Below are 17,039 nucleotides of genomic sequence, written 5' to 3' on the forward strand. Positions count from 1 at the left end.
CAGGAAGCTTCGAAGTGTTGAGACCACCGCGGAACCTCGCATCATTCCGTATGCAAGGAGCAGCAAGACGAATTCAAAGCGGCCGATGTGACCGCCGTGATATGTCTTGATGTCCAAAACCTAGCGATATCGCCGAACAACGACTGTGGCTGCATAATCGAAGGTGCAATCGCGGCGCATTGCCAGTGCTTTCGATGTTGTTCAACCGCTCTATAAGAGCTTTGTCTTTGCTCACCCGATTGCGCGGACATTACGGCGGATCGTTTGCGGCGGCTGGCCGAGTACGCGCAAGAAGGCGCGGCGCATGCGCTCGCGATCCGCAAAGCCCACTTCTATGGCGATTTCGTCCATCGAATGACCGCCTTCTTCGATCATCAACCGCGCCGCCTCTACCCGCATGTTCTCGATCGCCTTGGCGGGTGACTGGCCGGTTTCGCTGCGAAAAACGCGGTTGAATTGGCGGGGACTGAGCCTTGCCGCCTCCGCCAGCTCCTCGACGGACACGATCTTGCGCAGATTTCGTCCTGCGAAGTCGAGCGCGCGTTGAACACGATCCGATTTCGGCTCGAGTTCCAGGAGGGCCGAAAATTGCGACTGTCCGCCGGCGCGGCGGTGATAGACCACGAGCTTCCGGGCAACCTCCCGGGCCAGTTCCTCGCCGTGATCCTTTTCGATCATCGCAAGGGCGAGATCGATGGTGGCCGTCATGCCAGCAGAGGTCCAGATCGACCCATCGATGATGAAGATCTTGTCTTCATCGACCTTCAGGGCAGGGAACCGATCTCGCAGCTCCCGAGCAAAAACCCAATGCGTCGTCGCACGGCGGCCATCGAGCAGACCGCTCTCGGCCAAGGCAAAGGCGCCTGTGCAAGGAGCGGCGACGCGTCGGCAGGACTTTGCCGACCGACGGATATAATCGAGGATAGCCGGAGACATGGCCGAGACCTGCGTGGCGGCGCCGATGAAAAGAGAATCGAACGACGTGTCGCCAAAGGCTTCCGTTTCGACGCTGAACCCCGCGGATGAGCGCACAAGCCCTCCGCCCTCTGAAAGCAGCGTCACGCGATAGAGCTCTCTTTCCCTCGCCAGATTTGCGACCTCGAAGGCGGTCACTGCGGTGAAACCCATGACCTGGAAGCCAGGAAAGAGGAGAAATCCAATGGAATGCATGGCGGCGCTCGCAGCTGGAAACGGTACCTGAGGCGCTTCTCGGACGGCACGCCGTGCCGGATGCCTCGATCTGCTCTCGGAACTTGATCGCATATGCGCGCTCGCATGTCCGAAAACGTAGTGAATATGACATTTGGGACGCAAGCTTTCAAGACTATTGTTCCTTCATGCGGATTGAACCTCCCACCGCAGGAAAAGGACAGAAACGATGACAAATTCATCCCTAGGAAAAGCATTGGTAACAGGTGCATCGTCGGGCATCGGCGCGGTTTATGCGCATCGTCTTGCCAGACGCGGCTTCGACCTCATTCTGGTCGCGCGCAATGAAGAACGGCTTTCGGCAATCGCCGCTCAGCTTCGCGAGGAGACGGGCCGCAAGGTCGAGGTCATTGCCGCGGACCTGGGCTCGCAGAAGGATCTCAGCCGTGTCGAGCATGTGTTGAAGACGGATGATGCGATCACGCTTCTCGTCAACAATGCCGGTTTCGGCGGGGCAGGATCCTTGCTGGAGTCGGACGTCGAAAGAATGCAGCAGATGATCGATCTCAACGTCACGGCGCTGATGCGGCTCACCTATGCCGCCGCGCCGGGGTTCGTTAAGCGTGGTGGTGGCGCCATCATCAACATCGCGTCAATCGTTGCGATCGCGCCGGAGCTGCTGAACGGCGTCTATGGCGGTACGAAGGCTTTCGTTCTGGCGTTCAGCCAATCGCTGAAGCATGAGCTGGCGGATAAGAATGTTCGCATCCAGGCGGTTCTGCCCGGTGCGACCGCTACGGAATTCTGGGCTGTCGCCGGTGTTCCCGTCGAGCATCTGCCGTCCGAGATCGTAATGTCGACCGAGGACATGGTCGACGCCGCGCTGGCCGGTTTTGATCAGGGAGAGCTGGCGACGATTCCCGCTCTCGAAAGCGTCGAACTGCAGAACGCCTATGAGGATGCGCGGCAGGCTCTGAAACCCAATTTGTCACGCTCCAGCGCCGCACCGCGCTACAAGGTGAAATAGTAAGATTATCGAAATGATGCCATGGCCGGCATCAAATCGCGGGTGCCGGTCATTCAAAAGCCACAAAACTAAAGAGGCTCAGGAATGCAGGGCGGATCGACGCGATCCTGACAGCCTCTGCTTGAGCTATTCGTTGACGCCACTCGTGCGCCATGCCCATCCCGCTGCCAGCGGGTTCAATCACAGGACCTGATGAGAAGGTTCGCCACGACCAAAGCAGATCTGCGAGGTTCAATGCGATGTATTCCATCCACGACCGCATTCCCGTTTCCATCGTTATCGCCAACTATAATTACGCTCATTATTTGAGGCGCGCCATCGATAGCGCATTGGAACAGGACTACGACAATGCCGAAGTCATCGTCGTCGATGACGCATCGACGGATGCGACAACCGATGTCATCGCCTCTTATGACTCACGGATTAAGACCTGCCTCAGAGAGGTGAATGGCGGACATGCCGCAGCATTCAACACAGGCTTCGCATCCAGTCGCGGCAAGATCGTGCTGTTTCTCGATGCGGATGATTATCTTTATCCGAATGCGGTGTCGGAGGTGGTCGAAGCCTGGGAAGAGAAGACTGCCCAGATGCAGTTCAGGCTGCATATCGTTGATGAGTACATGCAGGTGAAGGACGTGTTTCCACCTGCGGAACTACCTTTCGATTCCGGTGACGTCACTCCGGAGCTTTTGCGAAAGGGGCGCTATCAGACGACCGTCACGAGCGGCCTGGCGTTCAGCCGCTCGGTTCTCGACAGGGTGATGCCCGTTCCGGAACGGGAATTTCGACAGGGCGCCGACGGATATCTGGCGACGGTTGCTCCCCTGCATGGCGAGGTGACATCCATCGATGATTGTCTGGGTGCCTATCGTATCCACGGCGCCAATCATTCCGTCTTTGCAGAAAGGCTCGGCCGGCGTGCGCGCTGGCGCATACAGCATGATTTTCGCCGGCTGGAGGCTTTGTCGGATCAGGCGGCGGAGATCGGCCTGGAAGTACCTCAAGATGCCGGTCTGCGCGATCCTGTGCATTTGGAGGAGCGTCTTGCATCGCTTTGTATCGACAGGGAACGACATCCTGTCGCCGAGGATTCCCGGCTCTCTCTCGGCGCCGCCGGAGCGGTCGCCAGCCTGAAGATGAATGCGTCCAGACGGCGCCGTGCGATGCTGGCCGCCTGGTTTCTGTCGGTCGGCATCCTTCCTCGCCATATGGCAAAAGCAATTCTTTCATGGAAACTCGTTGCCTCATCGAGGCCTCGGTTCCTCTTGCGCCTGTCGAAAACGATCCGGCACGCGGTGGGGTAGGGCGAATTCACCAGTGCGAATGACCGGACGGCCCTAGTCGGGCATGTCTGGTTTGCGCGAAGCTCCCATCAATGCGTCGATCACGCCCTGATGGTGGATGTTCCGGTCGAAACGGCTGTCGTTTGCCAGTTGCATCAATCCCGCGAAGGCATGCTTGGCCGAAGGTTTTTTGCCCTCTCCGCGAAGATGGGCGACCAGGCGGCGGTAGTCTGCATTCGCCTTGATTTCGAGCGGGTTGCCCGCACCGATTTTCTTCAGGGGCCACCATGACCAGCCGATGCCGTTTTTCTCCTGCAGCGCCACGGCGCGGGCATACCAGTCATTGTTGTTTTCGCCGGATTCGCCGTTCCAGAGCGGCATGTCATATTGCTCGCGCAGTTTCAGGAACGGTTCGATCGATTCCCGCGTCGTCGGCGTCCAGTATTTGTGAAAGCTGAGCGCCGTGTTGCGATCCTCGATCGGCAGCACGCCGGCATAATTATTGCCCCAGCAATTGCCCTCGATCACAAGCATATGGTTGGTATCGATCGCGCGGATCGCACGAATGGTGCGTATGTAGATGTCGCGCAGCGGCCGGTTTTCGGTTTCGCGGCAGCCGCCCTTGTCTTTCTTGTCCTGAAAGCCCCAATTCGGTTCGTTAAGCAGGTCATAACCCGCGATCGTCGATTCGTCCTTGTAGCGACGGGCGATCTCGCTCCAGAGCGCGATCATCATTGCCTGGTTCTCATCGCTGTGCCAGAGCGACGGCTTGTTCGGATTGCGATCGGAAATGGCGATGTCGTGACCCTGGCCGCCAGGTGCCGCATGCAGGTCGAGTATCAAGTACATGTCATGGGCTTTCAGCCAGCCGATCAGCGCATCAACCCGGCGAAAGCCCTCCTCGTTCCAGACAATGTTCTTGGACGTTTTCTTGCCGTGCCTATCCTTGATGAACAGGTTCCAATGCATCGGCAGGCGCACGCTGTTGAAGCCCCATTTGGCCATTGCGTCGATATCGGCTTTCGTCACGGCATTATCGAGCCAGGACCGATAGAATTGTTCAGTCCTTTTCTCGCCGATGATTTCGGAAATGCGGCGGCGAATGATGTGCTGCGCCTTCAGATTGGAAGGGCCCATCATGTAGCCTTCCTGCACCATCCATCCTCCAAGGCCGAGGCCACGCAGGATGAGCCGATGGCCTTTGCCATCAACGATTTGCTGATGATCGGCGCGGACGAATCCCTCCGCATGCGCCGGCGGCGCATATGAGCCCAGGCAGATAATGAACAGGCTGGAGAGCAGCAGCAGAAAATGCCTCATGAACCTCAACTCGCCCGAAAACTTTGGCGCCATGTGGGCACGATACCGCGCAGGCGATTAAAATCTTGCGACGGAGCCTATGCCGGACGATCCAGCGGCGCACCGAAGATGATCTGCTGATAGGCTGCAAGCAGGGCAGGTTCCTCGATGGAGCCGTGATGATGAAGCTGCCGCCAGACGCCGTCGATCCTGACGAACCAGCGGGTTGTGCGAATGCGAAGTTCAATGCTCTCGCCGGCCGTGACGCAGGTTCCTTTCTCCCGGCCGACGAACAGGTGCCAATCATCGCCGCCCTGACTGGTGAAATCGTGGAATGTGACCCGGACCTTCGCCTTCCCGGTAAACAGCTTCTGATAACCGTCGCGGATCGACGGCCATCCGCGCCGGATGCCTCCGATCGGATTGTCCATGCTTGGCTTGTCGCCATCGGCCCAATTGGCGGTCAAGGCAGTCAGGTCGCCGGCATTGAAAGCGCGGTAGAAGCCGATAAGTGCGTCGAGGGCGCCGCCATTGTTCACCATGTCTTCGCTGCCGGTAATTTCAGTCAAAAGCTTTGCCATGTCATGTTCTCCTATTGTTATGCGTCGTGATCCCGGGCACTTCCCTGAGGAACTCGAACCAACACCGCGACGGCGAGGTCGATCGTCAAGGCGAGGACCATGGCGCCGGTTCCGATGAAGAAGAGCAGGTAATAGTTTCCGCCGGTTTGGGCGAAGACGAAGGAAAGTCCATAAGCCGCCGCCGCTTGGAATAGGGCAAAGAATACGGTTGCCAGGCTCCATGCGACCTTCTGCTGCGCCGGATGGTGCGGCAGCAATTCCGCGATCCTCCCGAGCATCAAGGGAACCGTGCCGGTCACGAATGCCCCGACGATCAGGCTCGATGCGATGAGCCATGCCTGTCCGAGACCAAGGGCGGGAATGACGACTGCGAAGGCTTCAAGCAGAAAGGCAAATCGCAGTGCTGCGGCGAAACCGGTGCGATCGGCCAGATGGCCGGCAAGGATCGGGCCGATGGTGGCGCCAAGGCCAAACAGCACCCAGTATTCCGCGCCAACCTGCAAGCCCTCTCCCAATCCGCGGGCAACGAAATCCACGAGGAAGATCATATGCGGAACCCAGCCGGCGGCATTCAGCGCATATTCGATGTAGAGCGCGCGTAGCGTCCAGCGTTTCGGGACATGCGTGGCATGGTGGCTTGCGGTGGTGTGACCGGCGATTTCGCGCGGCCATCCGGCCCAGGCAATGATCGTCAAAAGCAGCGACAGGGCGCCGATGCCGAGCCAGGTTTCGCGCAAGCCCTGTTGCAGCAGCAGGGGAACCAATGTGCCCGATAGTGCAACGCCGGCGCCGATGCCCATGAAGATCACGCCGCTGGCAAGCCCTCGGCGAGACGGTACGATCAGCGGCAGGACGGTTGGCGCCGCGAGTACCATCAGGGCGCCACCGGCAAGGCCGGCTGCGAAACGCCATGCGAAGAACCATGGAAAGCTGACAGGGAAGGCGCAGGCAAAGAAGGCCGCCGTTGCGGCAAGCATCATGATCCTGAGCGTCAGGACAGTGGAGGCGCGTGCGGCGATTGTCCGCCCGAGCAATGCGCCGACCAGATAACCGGAAAGATTTGCGGCACCGAGATAGGCGGCTGCCGGGGCTTCGAACCAATTGTTATCGACGATGGCAGGCAGAAGCGGCGTATAGGCGAAGCGGGCAAGGCCGATGCCGATCAGGCAGGCACAGAATGCCGACAGGATGGCACGCCATGCCATCCGGGCATCATAATGGTTCCGGTCGGTTTCGTGCGTGGCAGCGTCGATCATGGGAACTCTCTCAGTGATCAGTGCTTGAGAGAATACGGCACACATATTATCATAAAAACTGAATTATTATGAGAGCAGTTATCTCTTTGGGAGATATGAAATGGACGTATCGGATCTCAGAGTTTTCGAAGCGGTATCACGGCACGGCAGCATGAACCGGGCGGCGCAGGAGCTGCACACTGTTCAATCGAATGTGACCGCGCGAATCCGGGCACTGGAAGAAGAGCTGGGTGTCAGCCTATTCCAGCGGCATGCAAGGGGCGTGTCGACCACACCGGCGGGACAACGAATTCTCCCATTTGTCGGCCGCATCACCAAGCTTCTGGCCGATGCCCGCACCGCCGCCAAGGATGATGGCGAGCCGGGCGGGACGCTTTCCCTCGGCAGCCTGGAAACGACGACAGCGCTGCGATTGTCGCCGCTCCTCGGCCAATTCGCCAAGACCTATCCGCAGGTACGTCTTGTCGTGACAACAGGCACGACCCGCCGGCTGATCGACGATGTCGTTTCATGCCGGGTCGAGGGCGCCTTCGTGGCGGGTCCTGTCAGCCATCCCGATCTCGAGCAGGAGGTGATCTTTCAGGAAGAGCTCGTTCTCGTGACATCGCCTGCCATTCGCGGAATGGAAGATTTGGCCGGCATTATCGATCTCAAGACCATCGTCTTCCAGATCGGCTGCTCCTACCGGCAGCGGCTGGAGTCGCTTCTTGCCGATATGGGTATCGTCACCTCGAAGCCGCTGGAATTCGGCTCTCTGGATACGATCATAAGCTGCGTGTCGGCCGGCGTCGGCATCACTCTCTTGCCAAGAGGTGTCGTCGCTGCCGCCGCCCAAGAGGGCAGGGTTGCAATCCACACGCTTCCTCCGGAACGGTCTCTGGTGGATACGCTTTTCGTGCGCCGATCGGATGCCTATACGACGAGCGCCATGACCGCTCTGCTCGATATGCTCAGATCGGCGAGCCCGATTAGCTCAACGCCATGATTTCCTGCCACGAGCGGTAGGCGGAAAGCACTGTTTCCATTTGCGCGGTATGGCCGGCGATGAAGGCGTCGCCGTAAATGGTCTCGTCCGGATATTCGGTGATCAAGGTCAATGGCACCGTATGGCGATCGTCGATATTGGCGAGACAGGGGAAGCCGTTGATGATGCGGAAGCCTGTTTCGCCGGCATGGGTTTCATAGAGTGCGATCTGACGATCGTTATAATCCCGTAGACCGGGGATGGCGTCGAGGTGTTTGGTCACTTTATCCAGAAGCTGCTCGGCCTGAGCCGCCCAGCCGGAATGATAACGGGCAATCAGGAAAAAGCCCTTCGGCAGCGTCCACATGGCGAAGTTGCGTGGGACATAACCGGAGAGCGGCCGTGTCCACTCGTGCGCCGGATAGCCATGCAGGTTGACGTGCAGCTGCGCTCCGCTCAGCCTCTCCGCCTGGAAGCGGATTTTCTTTTCGAAGAGATAGGGGCCGGCAGTCTCTTCGGTCCGATATTCGAGATCGTCGCCAAGCGCGGTGTAGCGGGCGGCATGATACATATGGCGCGGACTATCCTGGCGCAGGCGCTGATGCAGCGCGTAGCCATCGGGATTTTCGAGCGGCGAGATCGTGAAATGCGCGCCTTCAACCTTGGCAAGCCGACGGGCCGCACGCAAGGCACCCGCACCCCCGGTCGTCTCGTTGGCGTGCTGTCCACCGCTGATCATCACGGCCGCGTCGCTGCCCTTGATGTAGCGCGCTCGAACTGTGCGACCAGAGCGTGCGGCAGCCTCAAATGCTTCGCCGCCGATCTTGCTAAGCTCGGCCTCGATCTGCTGCATAGCCAGAGGTTCCGTCGCCGTCTCGATCTGCTGTTCGGCTCTATCCCAGTAGCGAGACGTCAGTGGCTGCGTTTCCACTCGGACGGAAATCTCACCAGAGGACTGCAGGATCTGCGGAACGATCTGCCCCGGCTTCAAGCCGCGGTCGCCGAGCGGGCGGCCGGATTTCTTCTGGAAGAATTCGAGCAGCGAAAAATAGAAATCCTCATGTAGCGCCTCGCGAAGGCTCATGACTTCGTCGCCGACGGGCAAGGCCTCGTCCAGCGCCGGCAGGGCAACGCGAATGTTCAGTTCCTCGAAATAGGGTTCGCTTGCGCCCCAGTCGAAGTGTGTGACCGCGGCAATGGTCTCCTCGAAGAGTTGTTCATAATCGGTGGCGAGCCGATCGCCCGTCGCATTGCCATCCCGCACGAGCCAGCCGGTCGGGGAAACGCTCGTTTCGCCGGCGGCGTCTATATGGACGCGATTAGGCACCAGCACCTTCAATTGGCGCTCTTCACCGGCTTTGCTTTTCAGCAGAACGCCATAGTGAAAGTCACTGTCAGCTCTTGCGACAAAGGTGATCTCGCGATTTTCCACCATTGCCGCGAGCGGATAGGCTTCCAGACGGAAGCGGTTTCCCGGTGCACTGGGATGAACCGGGTAGCGGATCTCGATCGCATCCACATCATGCAGGTCGATTTCCTCGATAAAGGCATTTACCAGCGGCTTGTAGGTGCTGCGAATGCGGGCCTTGATGCCTTTTTCCGCGAGCTTGCGTTCAGCTTGCTGGCGGCTGTCTCTGTCATCGAAAGTCCATGCCTCGAAGTTCTGGCCAGGCTTGGCATCGGCGACAAGGCGCGACAGCGTGCGCTCAAAACGTCTCTCGAAAATCACGGTCATGATATCTACCTTGTCGTTCTGCCGGTCGGGTCGAGGCTGTCGCGCAGCCAGTCGCCGAGGAGATTAAGGCCAAGCACAGTCAAAAGGATTGCAAGGCCGGGGAAGAGGCTGACCCACCATGCCGTCTGCAAATAGGTGCGTCCGTCGGCGAGCATGCCGCCCCAGCTGGGAATGGTCGGGTCGACGCCCAGTCCGAGGAAGGTGAGGCTGCTTTCCAGAAGGATGTTGTTGGCGATGTTCAGCGTCATCAGCACAATAACTGGACCGATAAGGTTCGGCAGCAGATGCTGGAAGATGATGCGCCAGTCTTTGACGCCGATCGCCCGAGCCGACAGGATAAACTCGCGCTCGCGCAAGCTCAGCACCGAGCCGCGCACGAGGCGCGCATATTGCACCCATTGCGAGACGATCAAGAGGATGATCGTGTTGGTGAGGCTGCCGCCGACGATGGCGATGAAGGTGATTGCCAGCAGAATGAAAGGCATCGCGAGTTGGATATCCGCAAAGCGCATCAGCAGCATGTCCCAGATGCCGCGGTAGTAACCCGCGGCAAGCCCTACCAGCACGCCAAGCACAACGCCGCCGATGACCGACGTCAGGCCGACGGTCAGCGATATCTTGCCACCTGCAACGACACGGGCCAGCACATCGCGTCCCAGAGGATCAGTGCCGAAGGGATGGGCGAGGCTGGCGAAGGGCCTGGCAAGCCTTGCCATCAGGTCGATCTTTTCGGCGCCGCCGGGAAAAAGGACGTCGGAGAGAAGAACGGCAAGGCAAATGACGATGGTGAGCAAAGCGCCGAATATGAATTCGAAGTTTAGAAAGCGCGAACGGCGCGAGATCGTGGCAGCCATCGGCGTTACTCCGTGCGGATACGGGGATCGACAAGGCCGTAGGCGATGTCGACGAGAAGGTTCACGCCGACGATGAACAGCGCCAGCACGGTGATCACGCCCTGCAATACCGGGTAGTCGCGGGCGCCAACGGCATCGAATGCCAGCGTGCCGAGACCGGGCCAGTTGAAGACGCGCTCGATGACGACGATGCCGCCGAGCAGCCCACCGAACTGGATGCCGAAATAGGTGATGAGCGGTATCGCGCAATTGCGCAATGCATGCTTGTAGAGCACTTTGCTTTCGCTAAGGCCCTTGGCGCGCGCGACCATAATGTATTGAGATTGCAGCGTTTCCAGCATGGCGGTACGCACCAGGCGCACATTCGTTGCCGTCAGGATGACGCCCATGGTCACAGCCGGCATGATGTAGCTCGAAATTCCGACCATGCCGCTCGGCGGCAGCCAGCCGAGCGTGATGGAAAACAACAGCACCATCATCAGCGCCAGCCAGAAGTTCGGGAAGGAGAGGCCGAGGAGCGAGAGAACGCGGATGATCTGGTCTGCTGTCTTGCCCCGCGCCGTCGCGGCCTTGATGCCGAGCGGGATGGAGAGCGCGATCGAGACCACCATGGAGATGAAGGCGAGTAGCAGCGTCGCGGGCAGGGCATTGGCAATTAGCTGGGAAACAGGCGTGCCGCCGGTGAAGCTGCGACCGAAATCGAGCGTCAGCAGCCCCTTCAGGAAGCTGAAATACTGCACGAGGAAAGGTTGATCCGTGCCGAGGGCTGTGCGGATACGGGCCAGGTCGTCTTCGGTCATGCTGCCGCCGCCCTGAAACATCATCACGGCAGGGTCGCCGGTGAGGCGGATGGCGAAGGAGACGAGAAGAGTGATGGCGATCACGACGAAAATCGCCTGCAGCAATCGCTTGATGAGAAAACCGGCCACGTTCTTACCCCGAGAGCTTTCGGATGACGCCGCCGGCCGGGCCGACGGCGTCCTGCTTGATGATTAGTCGACGGTGACTTCGTTCAGCTTGATGCGGGTATCCGGAGCGGGCACGAAGCCCTTGACGCGCTTGCTGACGCCGTAGATCGCATTGCTGTTGTAGAGCGGCAGTTCGAGCGCCTTGTCGGCGACATATTTGCCGATGTCCTTCAGCACCTTTTCGCGCTCGGCGCGATCGGTGAGCGGGCGCTGCGATTCCAAGAGCTTGTCCAGAGCGGCATCCTTTTCATAAGGATTCCACTTTTCGCCGGAGTGATACATCGAATAGGCCGTGTTGTCGTAGTCGAAGGTCCAGCCGCCCCATTTCTGCTGGAACATCGCGCCGGTCTTGCCCTGCGGAATGATGTCGTTCAGCAGAACGTTGGTTTCATAGGGCTTGATGGTGGCGGTGAGGCCGACCATCTGCAGATAGCTTGCCACGACCTGCGCCACCTCGTTCATCGTCGCGTCATTGCCGCGAATGTCGATCTGCAATGCCGCGCCGGGCTTCACTCCGGCTTCTGCAAGCAGCTTCTTGGCGCCTGCCGGGTCGTAAGGAAGCGGCTTCAGGTCGGCATCGTAGCCGAAGGAAAGCGAATTCTGGAAGCTGACGATTTCGGTCCCCTGGCCTGCAAGGATCGACTTGACGATCGTGTCGCGATCGACGGCCATGATGATCGCCTTGCGCACCCGCGGATCGGCGGTAATTCCGTCGCGGGTGTTGAAGCGCAGCGCATCGACCGTCGGGCCGGGAACGCTGGCGATTTCGAGCTTGGAATCGCCCTGGATGACCGGCAGCATGCCGATCGGGATGGTCGGCGGGATGACGATATCGACGCGGCCCGCCTGAAGCTCGGCAACGGCGGTCGCCGGCTCGCTGATGAAGCGATATTCAAGCTCGGAGAGCTTCGGTGCGCCACCCCAGTAATCCGGGTTGGCTTCGAGCTTGATGTTCACTTTCGGCGTATAGGAAACGAATTTGAAGGCGCCGGTGCCGACCGGATTGAGATTGAAATAATCCTCTCCCTTTTCCTTGATGTATTTCGGCGGCACGATCATCGCACCATAGCCGGCAAGTTTCGTCAAAAGTACCGGATCGGGCGTCTTCAGCTTCATATCGACCGTGTAGTCGTCGATGATGTCGATGCTTTCGATCGCGGTGTAGTTCGAGCGCTGCGGTCCCTTGGCGCCCTGCTCGCCGAGCAGGCGGTCGAAGGTGAACTTCACCGCTTCGGCATTGAAGGGCTCGCCATCATGGAATTTCACGTTGTGACGCAGCTTGAAGCGGATGCGCTTGCCCAGATCCAGTTCTTCCCAGGATTCGGCAAGGCCCGGCACCAGCTTGAGATCGGGGCCGCGATAGGTGAGGCCGTCGAAGATGTTGGTCGAAACGGCAGCCCATGCCACCAGGAACGTGTCGATCGGGTCCCAGCTACCGGGATCCTGTGACGACGAAACCGTCAGCTTGCCGGCCGCGAAGGCGGGAGCGGCACTGATGGCGACGCTCGATATCATGAGTGCGGTCAGAGCGGTCTTCAGTCCCCATTTCATTCTTTTCATTGAACCTGTTTCCTCTTCAGATCGATGCGATGTTTGGTAGTCGCTCAGGCGCTCTTGGCGATGAAGTGGCCTGAGGTGATTTCCTCGTGAGCCAGGATCGGCGGCTCGTCGCCAACGCGGCGGACGGGATTGGGGATCTCGCCCTCCAGCAGGGTGGTTCTGCGCTCCTGCGTCGGATCGGCGATCGGTACGGCCGAGAGAAGGCGCTGCGTATAGGCGTGCATTGGTGTTTCGAAGACCTGGCGGCGGCTGCCGATCTCCATGATCTGGCCGAGATAGAGAACGGCGACGCGATGGCTGATCTTCTCGACGACGGCCATGTCATGGCTGATAAACAGATAGGCGAGCCCGCGTTCGGCCTGGAGATCCATCAAGAGATTGATGATCTGGGCCTGGATCGACACGTCGAGAGCCGATAGCGCTTCGTCGGCGATGATGAGCTTCGGATCGGAGGCCAGGGCACGGGCGATGCAGACGCGCTGGCGTTGGCCGCCTGAGAATTCGTGCGGATAGCGATCGGCATGAGCCGACGTCAGGCCGACGCGCTCCAGAAGTTCGTCCACCCGGCAGCGAACTTCCTTCGATCCGGAGATGATGCCATGGGTGTTGATCGGCTCCGCAATCGAGAAGCCGACCATCTTGCGCGGATCGAGCGAGGCGAAGGGATCCTGGAAAATGTATTGCACGTCGCGCCGCAGGCGGAAACGTTCGAGCTGCGACATGGCGGCGAAACTCTTGCCGTTGAAGGTGATTTCACCGGAACGCGCTTTCTGCAATTGCTGGATGGTGCGGCCGATCGTCGATTTGCCGGAGCCGGATTCGCCGACGAGGGCCAGGGTTTCACCGGGATGAATATCGAAAGCGACCTTCTGGACGGCGCTGCAGCGATGCGTGACCTGGCCGAATATGTTCTTTCTTATGTCGAAGCGCACAAAGAGGTCGCGTACCGATAGCAGCGGCTGCTGGTCGTAGCGGGCGGTATTCTGGACTCGTTCTTCACCGACGATCTTCGGCTCGCCACCATCGAGCACCGTCAAGGGCATGCGCTTCGGAAAGTCCTGGCCGGTCATGCTGCCAAGCTTCGGCACTGCGGCGAGAAGCGCCTTCGTATAAGGGTGCCCGGGATTGGCGAAGATCTCGCGAACCGGGCCTTCCTCGACCTTCTTGCCCTTCCACATGACCACGACATCATCAGCCATTTCGGCCACCACACCCATGTCATGGGTGATGAAGATCATGCCCATGCCGAGATCCTTTTGCAGGTCCCGCATGATGTTGAGAATCTGTGCCTGGATCGTCACGTCGAGGGCAGTCGTCGGCTCGTCGGCGATCAGCAGCTTCGGGCGGCAGGCGAGCGCCATGGCGATCATCACACGCTGGCGCATGCCGCCGGAAAGCTGATGCGGATAGCGCTTCAAGAGTGCCTGCGCATCCGGCAGACGCACCATTTCCAGCAGGCGCTGCGCCTCCGCCATGGCAGCGGATTTGCCGATCCTCTCATGTAGAAGGAGGACTTCGCAGATCTGATCACCAATGGTGAAGACAGGGTTGAGCGAGGTCATCGGCTCCTGGAAGATCATGGCGATCTCCTTGCCGCGAACAGCGCGCATCTCCTTCTGCGGGAGCTTCAGCAGATCCTTGCCGTCGAAGAGGATGGTGCCTGTCTCGAAGCGTGCGCCCATCATATCGGCAAGGCGCATGATGGAAAGCGAGGTCACCGATTTGCCGGAGCCGGATTCGCCTACGATTGCGAGCGTCCGGCCCGGCTCGATCGAAAAGGAAAGCCCTTCGAGCACGCGGTTTTCACCGAACCGCACAGTCAGATCCGCTACAGACAGAAGCGGTTTGTTGTCGCCCGCAGCATTCGTCATGCGCTTACCTCGGTATTGGGCTGGTCGCTCATGGCATCCGAGATGATGACGATGTTGCTCTGTGCATTCATGATGCAGGTGCACTCGCCGAAATCGAACCGCAGCATCCTCATGCCGACACCCGCTGCAGCCTGACAAAAGCAGGCGAGGTTTTTCTACAAAACAGGCGTCTCATGAACATCTGTATCTGCGTTCCCGTTATGTTTGTGAGAACGTGAGATAGCATCAAACCACAATGTGGTCTATATTGTTCAACAATTTTCATATTGCCAATCGAAAACGGGGACAAATCTGCGCAAAATCGCCCGCCGGACCTTGCTGTCAACGGGCCGCCAACCGCAGACAAGTACGAATAGCCACTCGCTTTCCAACAAGTGGCTGATTAGTGGCCGTCGGAGCGATTGAATGCAGGTGCCGGGAGAGCAAATGAAGCAGACAAATCTTGCCAGCATCGAGCCGACGGTTGTCGCGGAGACGGGGCAGACGGTTGCGGAACTGACCGCCGCCCGCATCCGCGAGCGCGTGATCAGCGGCACGCTCTCGCCTGGCAGCCATCTGTCCGAAGCGGCTCTTTGCGAGGAATTGCAGGTCTCGCGCAACACGCTGCGCGAAGTCTTCCGGCTGCTGACGAAAGAGGGTGTGCTGCGTCATGAGGCCAATCGGGGCGTCTTCGTCACTACGCCGAGCATCTCGACAATCATGGATATCTTTCATATTCGCCGCCTGATCGAATGCTCGGCGCTCGCCAATGCGCATCACCGCCACCCGAGCGTCGACAAGATGCGCGCCGCCATCGATGCCGCCGTCCAGCATCGTGATCGTGGCGAGTGGCTGGAGGTCGGCAGCGCGGATATCGCCTTTCATGCCGCCATCGTCGCGCTTGCCGACAGTCCAAGGCTTTCAGCCTTCTATGCCCAGATTTCCCTGGAACTGCGCCTCGTCTTCGGCCTGATCCGCGATCCCGAATATCTGCATGCTCCCTATGTCGGCCAGAACGCGGCCATCCTGGCGCATCTGGAGCAAGGGGCGTCCGTGAGCGCAGCCGACGCACTGGAGAAATACTTGTTTCAGTCAGAGCGCTTCATCCTGGCCGCCTATTCGCGCGCGATGCCCGGCTGAAGCCCACCTGCCGTCATTGATGTGATGAATGATGTGGACAATCCATGTCCGAAGGGGTCAAGCACAAAGCAACCATTTGCGTCTCGATCCACTTTGACGGAAGGATATCCAGCGCCCCGAAGGCGTGATTTACAACATCCTCGACCCGCCGATGACCCACCTTCTTCCTGATGTTTTCCGCGACCCGACCATTCGGGTGAGCATGCTTGCCATTTTTGCCTTTGGCTTTGCCGGCGCCGCCACATCGCCCTATCAATCGGTCGTCGGCATCCACGAACTCGGACTCAGCAATGGGCTCTATTCGACGCTGATCTTCTGCGCGGCCGCGGTGAACGTCGTCGTCAGCATCCTGCTTGGAAATCTGGCGGACCGGATCGGCCAGTATCGCGTGATGATGCTGAGCGTCGCCATTTTCGGGGTCCTGGGTTATGGCGCCGTCTATGCCGTGCCTGCGCAGGCAACCTTCGTTCTCAGCGCCTTGTTCTTCCTGCCGGTCTACGGTTCGCTCAACTCGCTGCTCTTTGCCAATGTCAGGGTGGCGACAAGCGGAATGGAGCGCAACCATGTCGCCACGGTCAATTCCGGCGTACGTGCGATGATCTCGCTCTCCTGGGTTCTGGTGCCTGGTATAACTGGCGTCCTGCTTGCAAATTCAGCAAGCATGCTGCCGGCCTATTTGTTTGCCGGTCTCGCCTGTGCGGTCTGCTTCGGATTGATCGCCTTTTTCCTTCCGCGCCAGGATGGCACCGACAAGGCATCGGCACGCCATCTTTCCTATCTTGCCGCGCTGGGCGAAGTTATGTCACCGCCGGTCTTCGTGCGCCTCATCGCGGTGGCACTGATCACCAGCACGCTGCATGTCAATGGCGCCATTCTGCCACTCATCGTCACCGGCGCGGCGCACGGAACGGTGGCCGATATCGGTATCCTTGTCGGGATCGTCGCCCTTCTTGAAGTCGTTTTCATTGTCGCGTGGGGGCGGGCGCAGCGGATCATGACCCATCTCATGGCGCTGGGGATCGGCACGGTCATCTACGTCGTCTATCTGGTCCTGCTCGGCTTGGCTTACGCACCCTGGCACGTCTATGCGCTGACCCTCGTCAGCGGGATCGGCGCGGCAGCGCTCATCAGTATTCCCATTACCTATCTGCAGGATCTGATTGCCGAGCGCCCCGGTCTCGGCAGCGCGCTCATATCGGTCAATATCTTCCTCAGTGCAGGTTTGAGCGCTCTTCTCTTCGCGATCGGCACGGCGATCAGCAGCTATTCCGGAACGGCCCTTATCGGTGCTGCCGCCGGTCTGCTGGGACTTGCCTTACTGCTTTTCTTCGAAAAGAGCAGACGTCATAACTAGCCGCTGATCATTCCTGCAA

Annotated in this window: 15 protein-coding genes; 5 read left to right on the plus strand and 10 right to left on the minus strand. The window is 59.3% G+C overall.

All coding sequences use genetic code 11. The annotated features are described in order from the left end of the window. Positions 1–231 precede the first annotated feature (231 nt). A complete protein-coding gene (locus DQ393_RS27170; RefSeq protein WP_112344784.1) occupies positions 232–1,170 on the minus strand; it encodes a GlxA family transcriptional regulator in 939 nt (312 codons plus the stop codon). 208 nt (positions 1,171–1,378) lie between these two features. On the opposite strand from DQ393_RS27170, the gene DQ393_RS27175 reads away from it, so the two are divergent. After that, positions 1,379–2,176 carry an SDR family NAD(P)-dependent oxidoreductase gene (locus tag DQ393_RS27175; RefSeq protein WP_112344785.1) on the plus strand — a complete coding sequence of 266 codons (798 nt, stop codon included), beginning with the start codon at positions 1,379–1,381 and terminating at the stop codon, positions 2,174–2,176. Between the two features lie 49 nt (positions 2,177–2,225). On the opposite strand, the gene DQ393_RS33240 is transcribed toward DQ393_RS27175, so the two are convergent. Next, positions 2,226–2,426: a hypothetical protein gene (locus DQ393_RS33240; protein WP_145644290.1), complete on the minus strand. Its 201-nt coding sequence runs from the start codon at positions 2,424–2,426 to the stop codon at positions 2,226–2,228. On the opposite strand from DQ393_RS33240, the gene DQ393_RS27180 reads away from it, so the two are divergent. Further along, positions 2,416–3,480 (plus strand): glycosyltransferase family 2 protein, encoded by a 1,065-nt coding sequence (locus tag DQ393_RS27180; protein WP_112344786.1) that lies wholly within the window; start codon positions 2,416–2,418, stop codon positions 3,478–3,480. The two genes, DQ393_RS33240 and DQ393_RS27180, sit on opposite strands and share 11 nt — an antisense overlap. 33 nt (positions 3,481–3,513) lie before the next feature. Here DQ393_RS27180 and DQ393_RS27185 read toward each other — a convergent pair whose 3' ends face one another. The 3 genes from DQ393_RS27185 to DQ393_RS27195 all read right to left on the minus strand — a co-directional run bounded on the left by DQ393_RS27185 (position 3,514) and on the right by DQ393_RS27195 (position 6,595). After that, entirely contained in the window at positions 3,514–4,779 is a 1,266-nt protein-coding gene (locus DQ393_RS27185) for a glycoside hydrolase family 5 protein (protein WP_112344787.1), read from the minus strand. A gap of 77 nt (positions 4,780–4,856) precedes the next feature. After that, on the minus strand, positions 4,857–5,339 hold the full coding sequence (locus DQ393_RS27190; protein WP_112344788.1) for a YybH family protein: 483 nt from the start codon (positions 5,337–5,339) through the stop codon (positions 4,857–4,859). A gap of 17 nt (positions 5,340–5,356) precedes the next feature. Continuing rightward, on the minus strand, positions 5,357–6,595 hold the full coding sequence (locus DQ393_RS27195; RefSeq protein WP_112344789.1) for a YbfB/YjiJ family MFS transporter: 1,239 nt from the start codon (positions 6,593–6,595) through the stop codon (positions 5,357–5,359). 100 nt (positions 6,596–6,695) lie between these two features. Between DQ393_RS27195 and DQ393_RS27200 the strand changes: the two genes are divergently transcribed. Further along, on the plus strand, positions 6,696–7,580 hold the full coding sequence (locus DQ393_RS27200; RefSeq protein WP_112344790.1) for a LysR family transcriptional regulator: 885 nt from the start codon (positions 6,696–6,698) through the stop codon (positions 7,578–7,580). On the opposite strand, the gene DQ393_RS27205 is transcribed toward DQ393_RS27200, so the two are convergent. From DQ393_RS27205 to DQ393_RS27225, 5 genes are all read right to left on the minus strand, one after another. Further along, positions 7,564–9,294 carry a M14 family metallopeptidase gene (locus DQ393_RS27205; protein ID WP_112344791.1) on the minus strand — a complete coding sequence of 577 codons (1,731 nt, stop codon included), beginning with the start codon at positions 9,292–9,294 and terminating at the stop codon, positions 7,564–7,566. The two genes, DQ393_RS27200 and DQ393_RS27205, sit on opposite strands and share 17 nt — an antisense overlap. A 5-nt stretch (positions 9,295–9,299) precedes the next feature. Continuing rightward, positions 9,300–10,148, minus strand: coding sequence for an ABC transporter permease (locus DQ393_RS27210; protein WP_112344792.1), 849 nt, complete (start codon positions 10,146–10,148; stop codon positions 9,300–9,302). 5 nt (positions 10,149–10,153) lie between these two features. Beyond that, the gene (locus DQ393_RS27215; protein ID WP_112344793.1) at positions 10,154–11,077 is read right to left on the minus strand and encodes an ABC transporter permease; all 924 of its coding nucleotides are present in this window, start codon (positions 11,075–11,077) and stop codon (positions 10,154–10,156) included. A 63-nt stretch (positions 11,078–11,140) separates the two neighbouring features. Then, positions 11,141–12,667, minus strand: coding sequence for an ABC transporter substrate-binding protein (locus DQ393_RS27220; RefSeq protein WP_432422039.1), 1,527 nt, complete (start codon positions 12,665–12,667; stop codon positions 11,141–11,143). A 53-nt stretch (positions 12,668–12,720) separates the two neighbouring features. Continuing rightward, entirely contained in the window at positions 12,721–14,547 is a 1,827-nt protein-coding gene (locus DQ393_RS27225) for an ABC transporter ATP-binding protein (protein WP_112344795.1), read from the minus strand. A 426-nt stretch (positions 14,548–14,973) separates the two neighbouring features. Here DQ393_RS27225 and DQ393_RS27230 point away from each other — a divergent pair, with 426 nt between their 5' ends. Further along, the gene (locus DQ393_RS27230) at positions 14,974–15,666 is read left to right on the plus strand and encodes a GntR family transcriptional regulator (RefSeq protein WP_181592425.1); all 693 of its coding nucleotides are present in this window, start codon (positions 14,974–14,976) and stop codon (positions 15,664–15,666) included. Positions 15,667–15,817: 151 nt separating this feature from the next. Next, complete coding sequence (locus DQ393_RS27235; protein ID WP_112345198.1) at positions 15,818–17,020, plus strand: MFS transporter; 1,203 nt, start codon at positions 15,818–15,820, stop codon at positions 17,018–17,020. The last annotated feature ends 19 nt before the right edge of the window (positions 17,021–17,039 follow it).

The organism is Martinezella tropici, from assembly GCF_003287875.1.
Lineage (GTDB): Bacteria > Pseudomonadota > Alphaproteobacteria > Rhizobiales > Rhizobiaceae > Rhizobium > Rhizobium tropici_C.

What these genes read in the sequence shown, in the direction of transcription:
- DQ393_RS27170 (WP_112344784.1), bottom strand. Translation starts at nt 1,170, where the DNA reads ATGCATTCCATTGGATTTCTCCTCTTTCCTGGCTTCCAGGTCATGGGT.
- DQ393_RS27175 (WP_112344785.1), top strand. Translation starts at nt 1,379, where the DNA reads ATGACAAATTCATCCCTAGGAAAAGCATTGGTAACAGGTGCATCGTCG.
- DQ393_RS27180 (WP_112344786.1), top strand. Translation starts at nt 2,416, where the DNA reads ATGTATTCCATCCACGACCGCATTCCCGTTTCCATCGTTATCGCCAAC.
- DQ393_RS33240 (WP_145644290.1), bottom strand. Translation starts at nt 2,426, where the DNA reads ATGGAATACATCGCATTGAACCTCGCAGATCTGCTTTGGTCGTGGCGA.
- DQ393_RS27185 (WP_112344787.1), bottom strand. Translation starts at nt 4,779, where the DNA reads ATGAGGCATTTTCTGCTGCTGCTCTCCAGCCTGTTCATTATCTGCCTG.
- DQ393_RS27190 (WP_112344788.1), bottom strand. Translation starts at nt 5,339, where the DNA reads ATGGCAAAGCTTTTGACTGAAATTACCGGCAGCGAAGACATGGTGAAC.
- DQ393_RS27195 (WP_112344789.1), bottom strand. Translation starts at nt 6,595, where the DNA reads ATGATCGACGCTGCCACGCACGAAACCGACCGGAACCATTATGATGCC.
- DQ393_RS27200 (WP_112344790.1), top strand. Translation starts at nt 6,696, where the DNA reads ATGGACGTATCGGATCTCAGAGTTTTCGAAGCGGTATCACGGCACGGC.
- DQ393_RS27205 (WP_112344791.1), bottom strand. Translation starts at nt 9,294, where the DNA reads ATGACCGTGATTTTCGAGAGACGTTTTGAGCGCACGCTGTCGCGCCTT.
- DQ393_RS27210 (WP_112344792.1), bottom strand. Translation starts at nt 10,148, where the DNA reads ATGGCTGCCACGATCTCGCGCCGTTCGCGCTTTCTAAACTTCGAATTC.
- DQ393_RS27220 (WP_432422039.1), bottom strand. Translation starts at nt 12,667, where the DNA reads ATGAAATGGGGACTGAAGACCGCTCTGACCGCACTCATGATATCGAGC.
- DQ393_RS27225 (WP_112344795.1), bottom strand. Translation starts at nt 14,547, where the DNA reads ATGACGAATGCTGCGGGCGACAACAAACCGCTTCTGTCTGTAGCGGAT.
- DQ393_RS27230 (WP_181592425.1), top strand. Translation starts at nt 14,974, where the DNA reads ATGAAGCAGACAAATCTTGCCAGCATCGAGCCGACGGTTGTCGCGGAG.
- DQ393_RS27235 (WP_112345198.1), top strand. Translation starts at nt 15,818, where the DNA reads ATGACCCACCTTCTTCCTGATGTTTTCCGCGACCCGACCATTCGGGTG.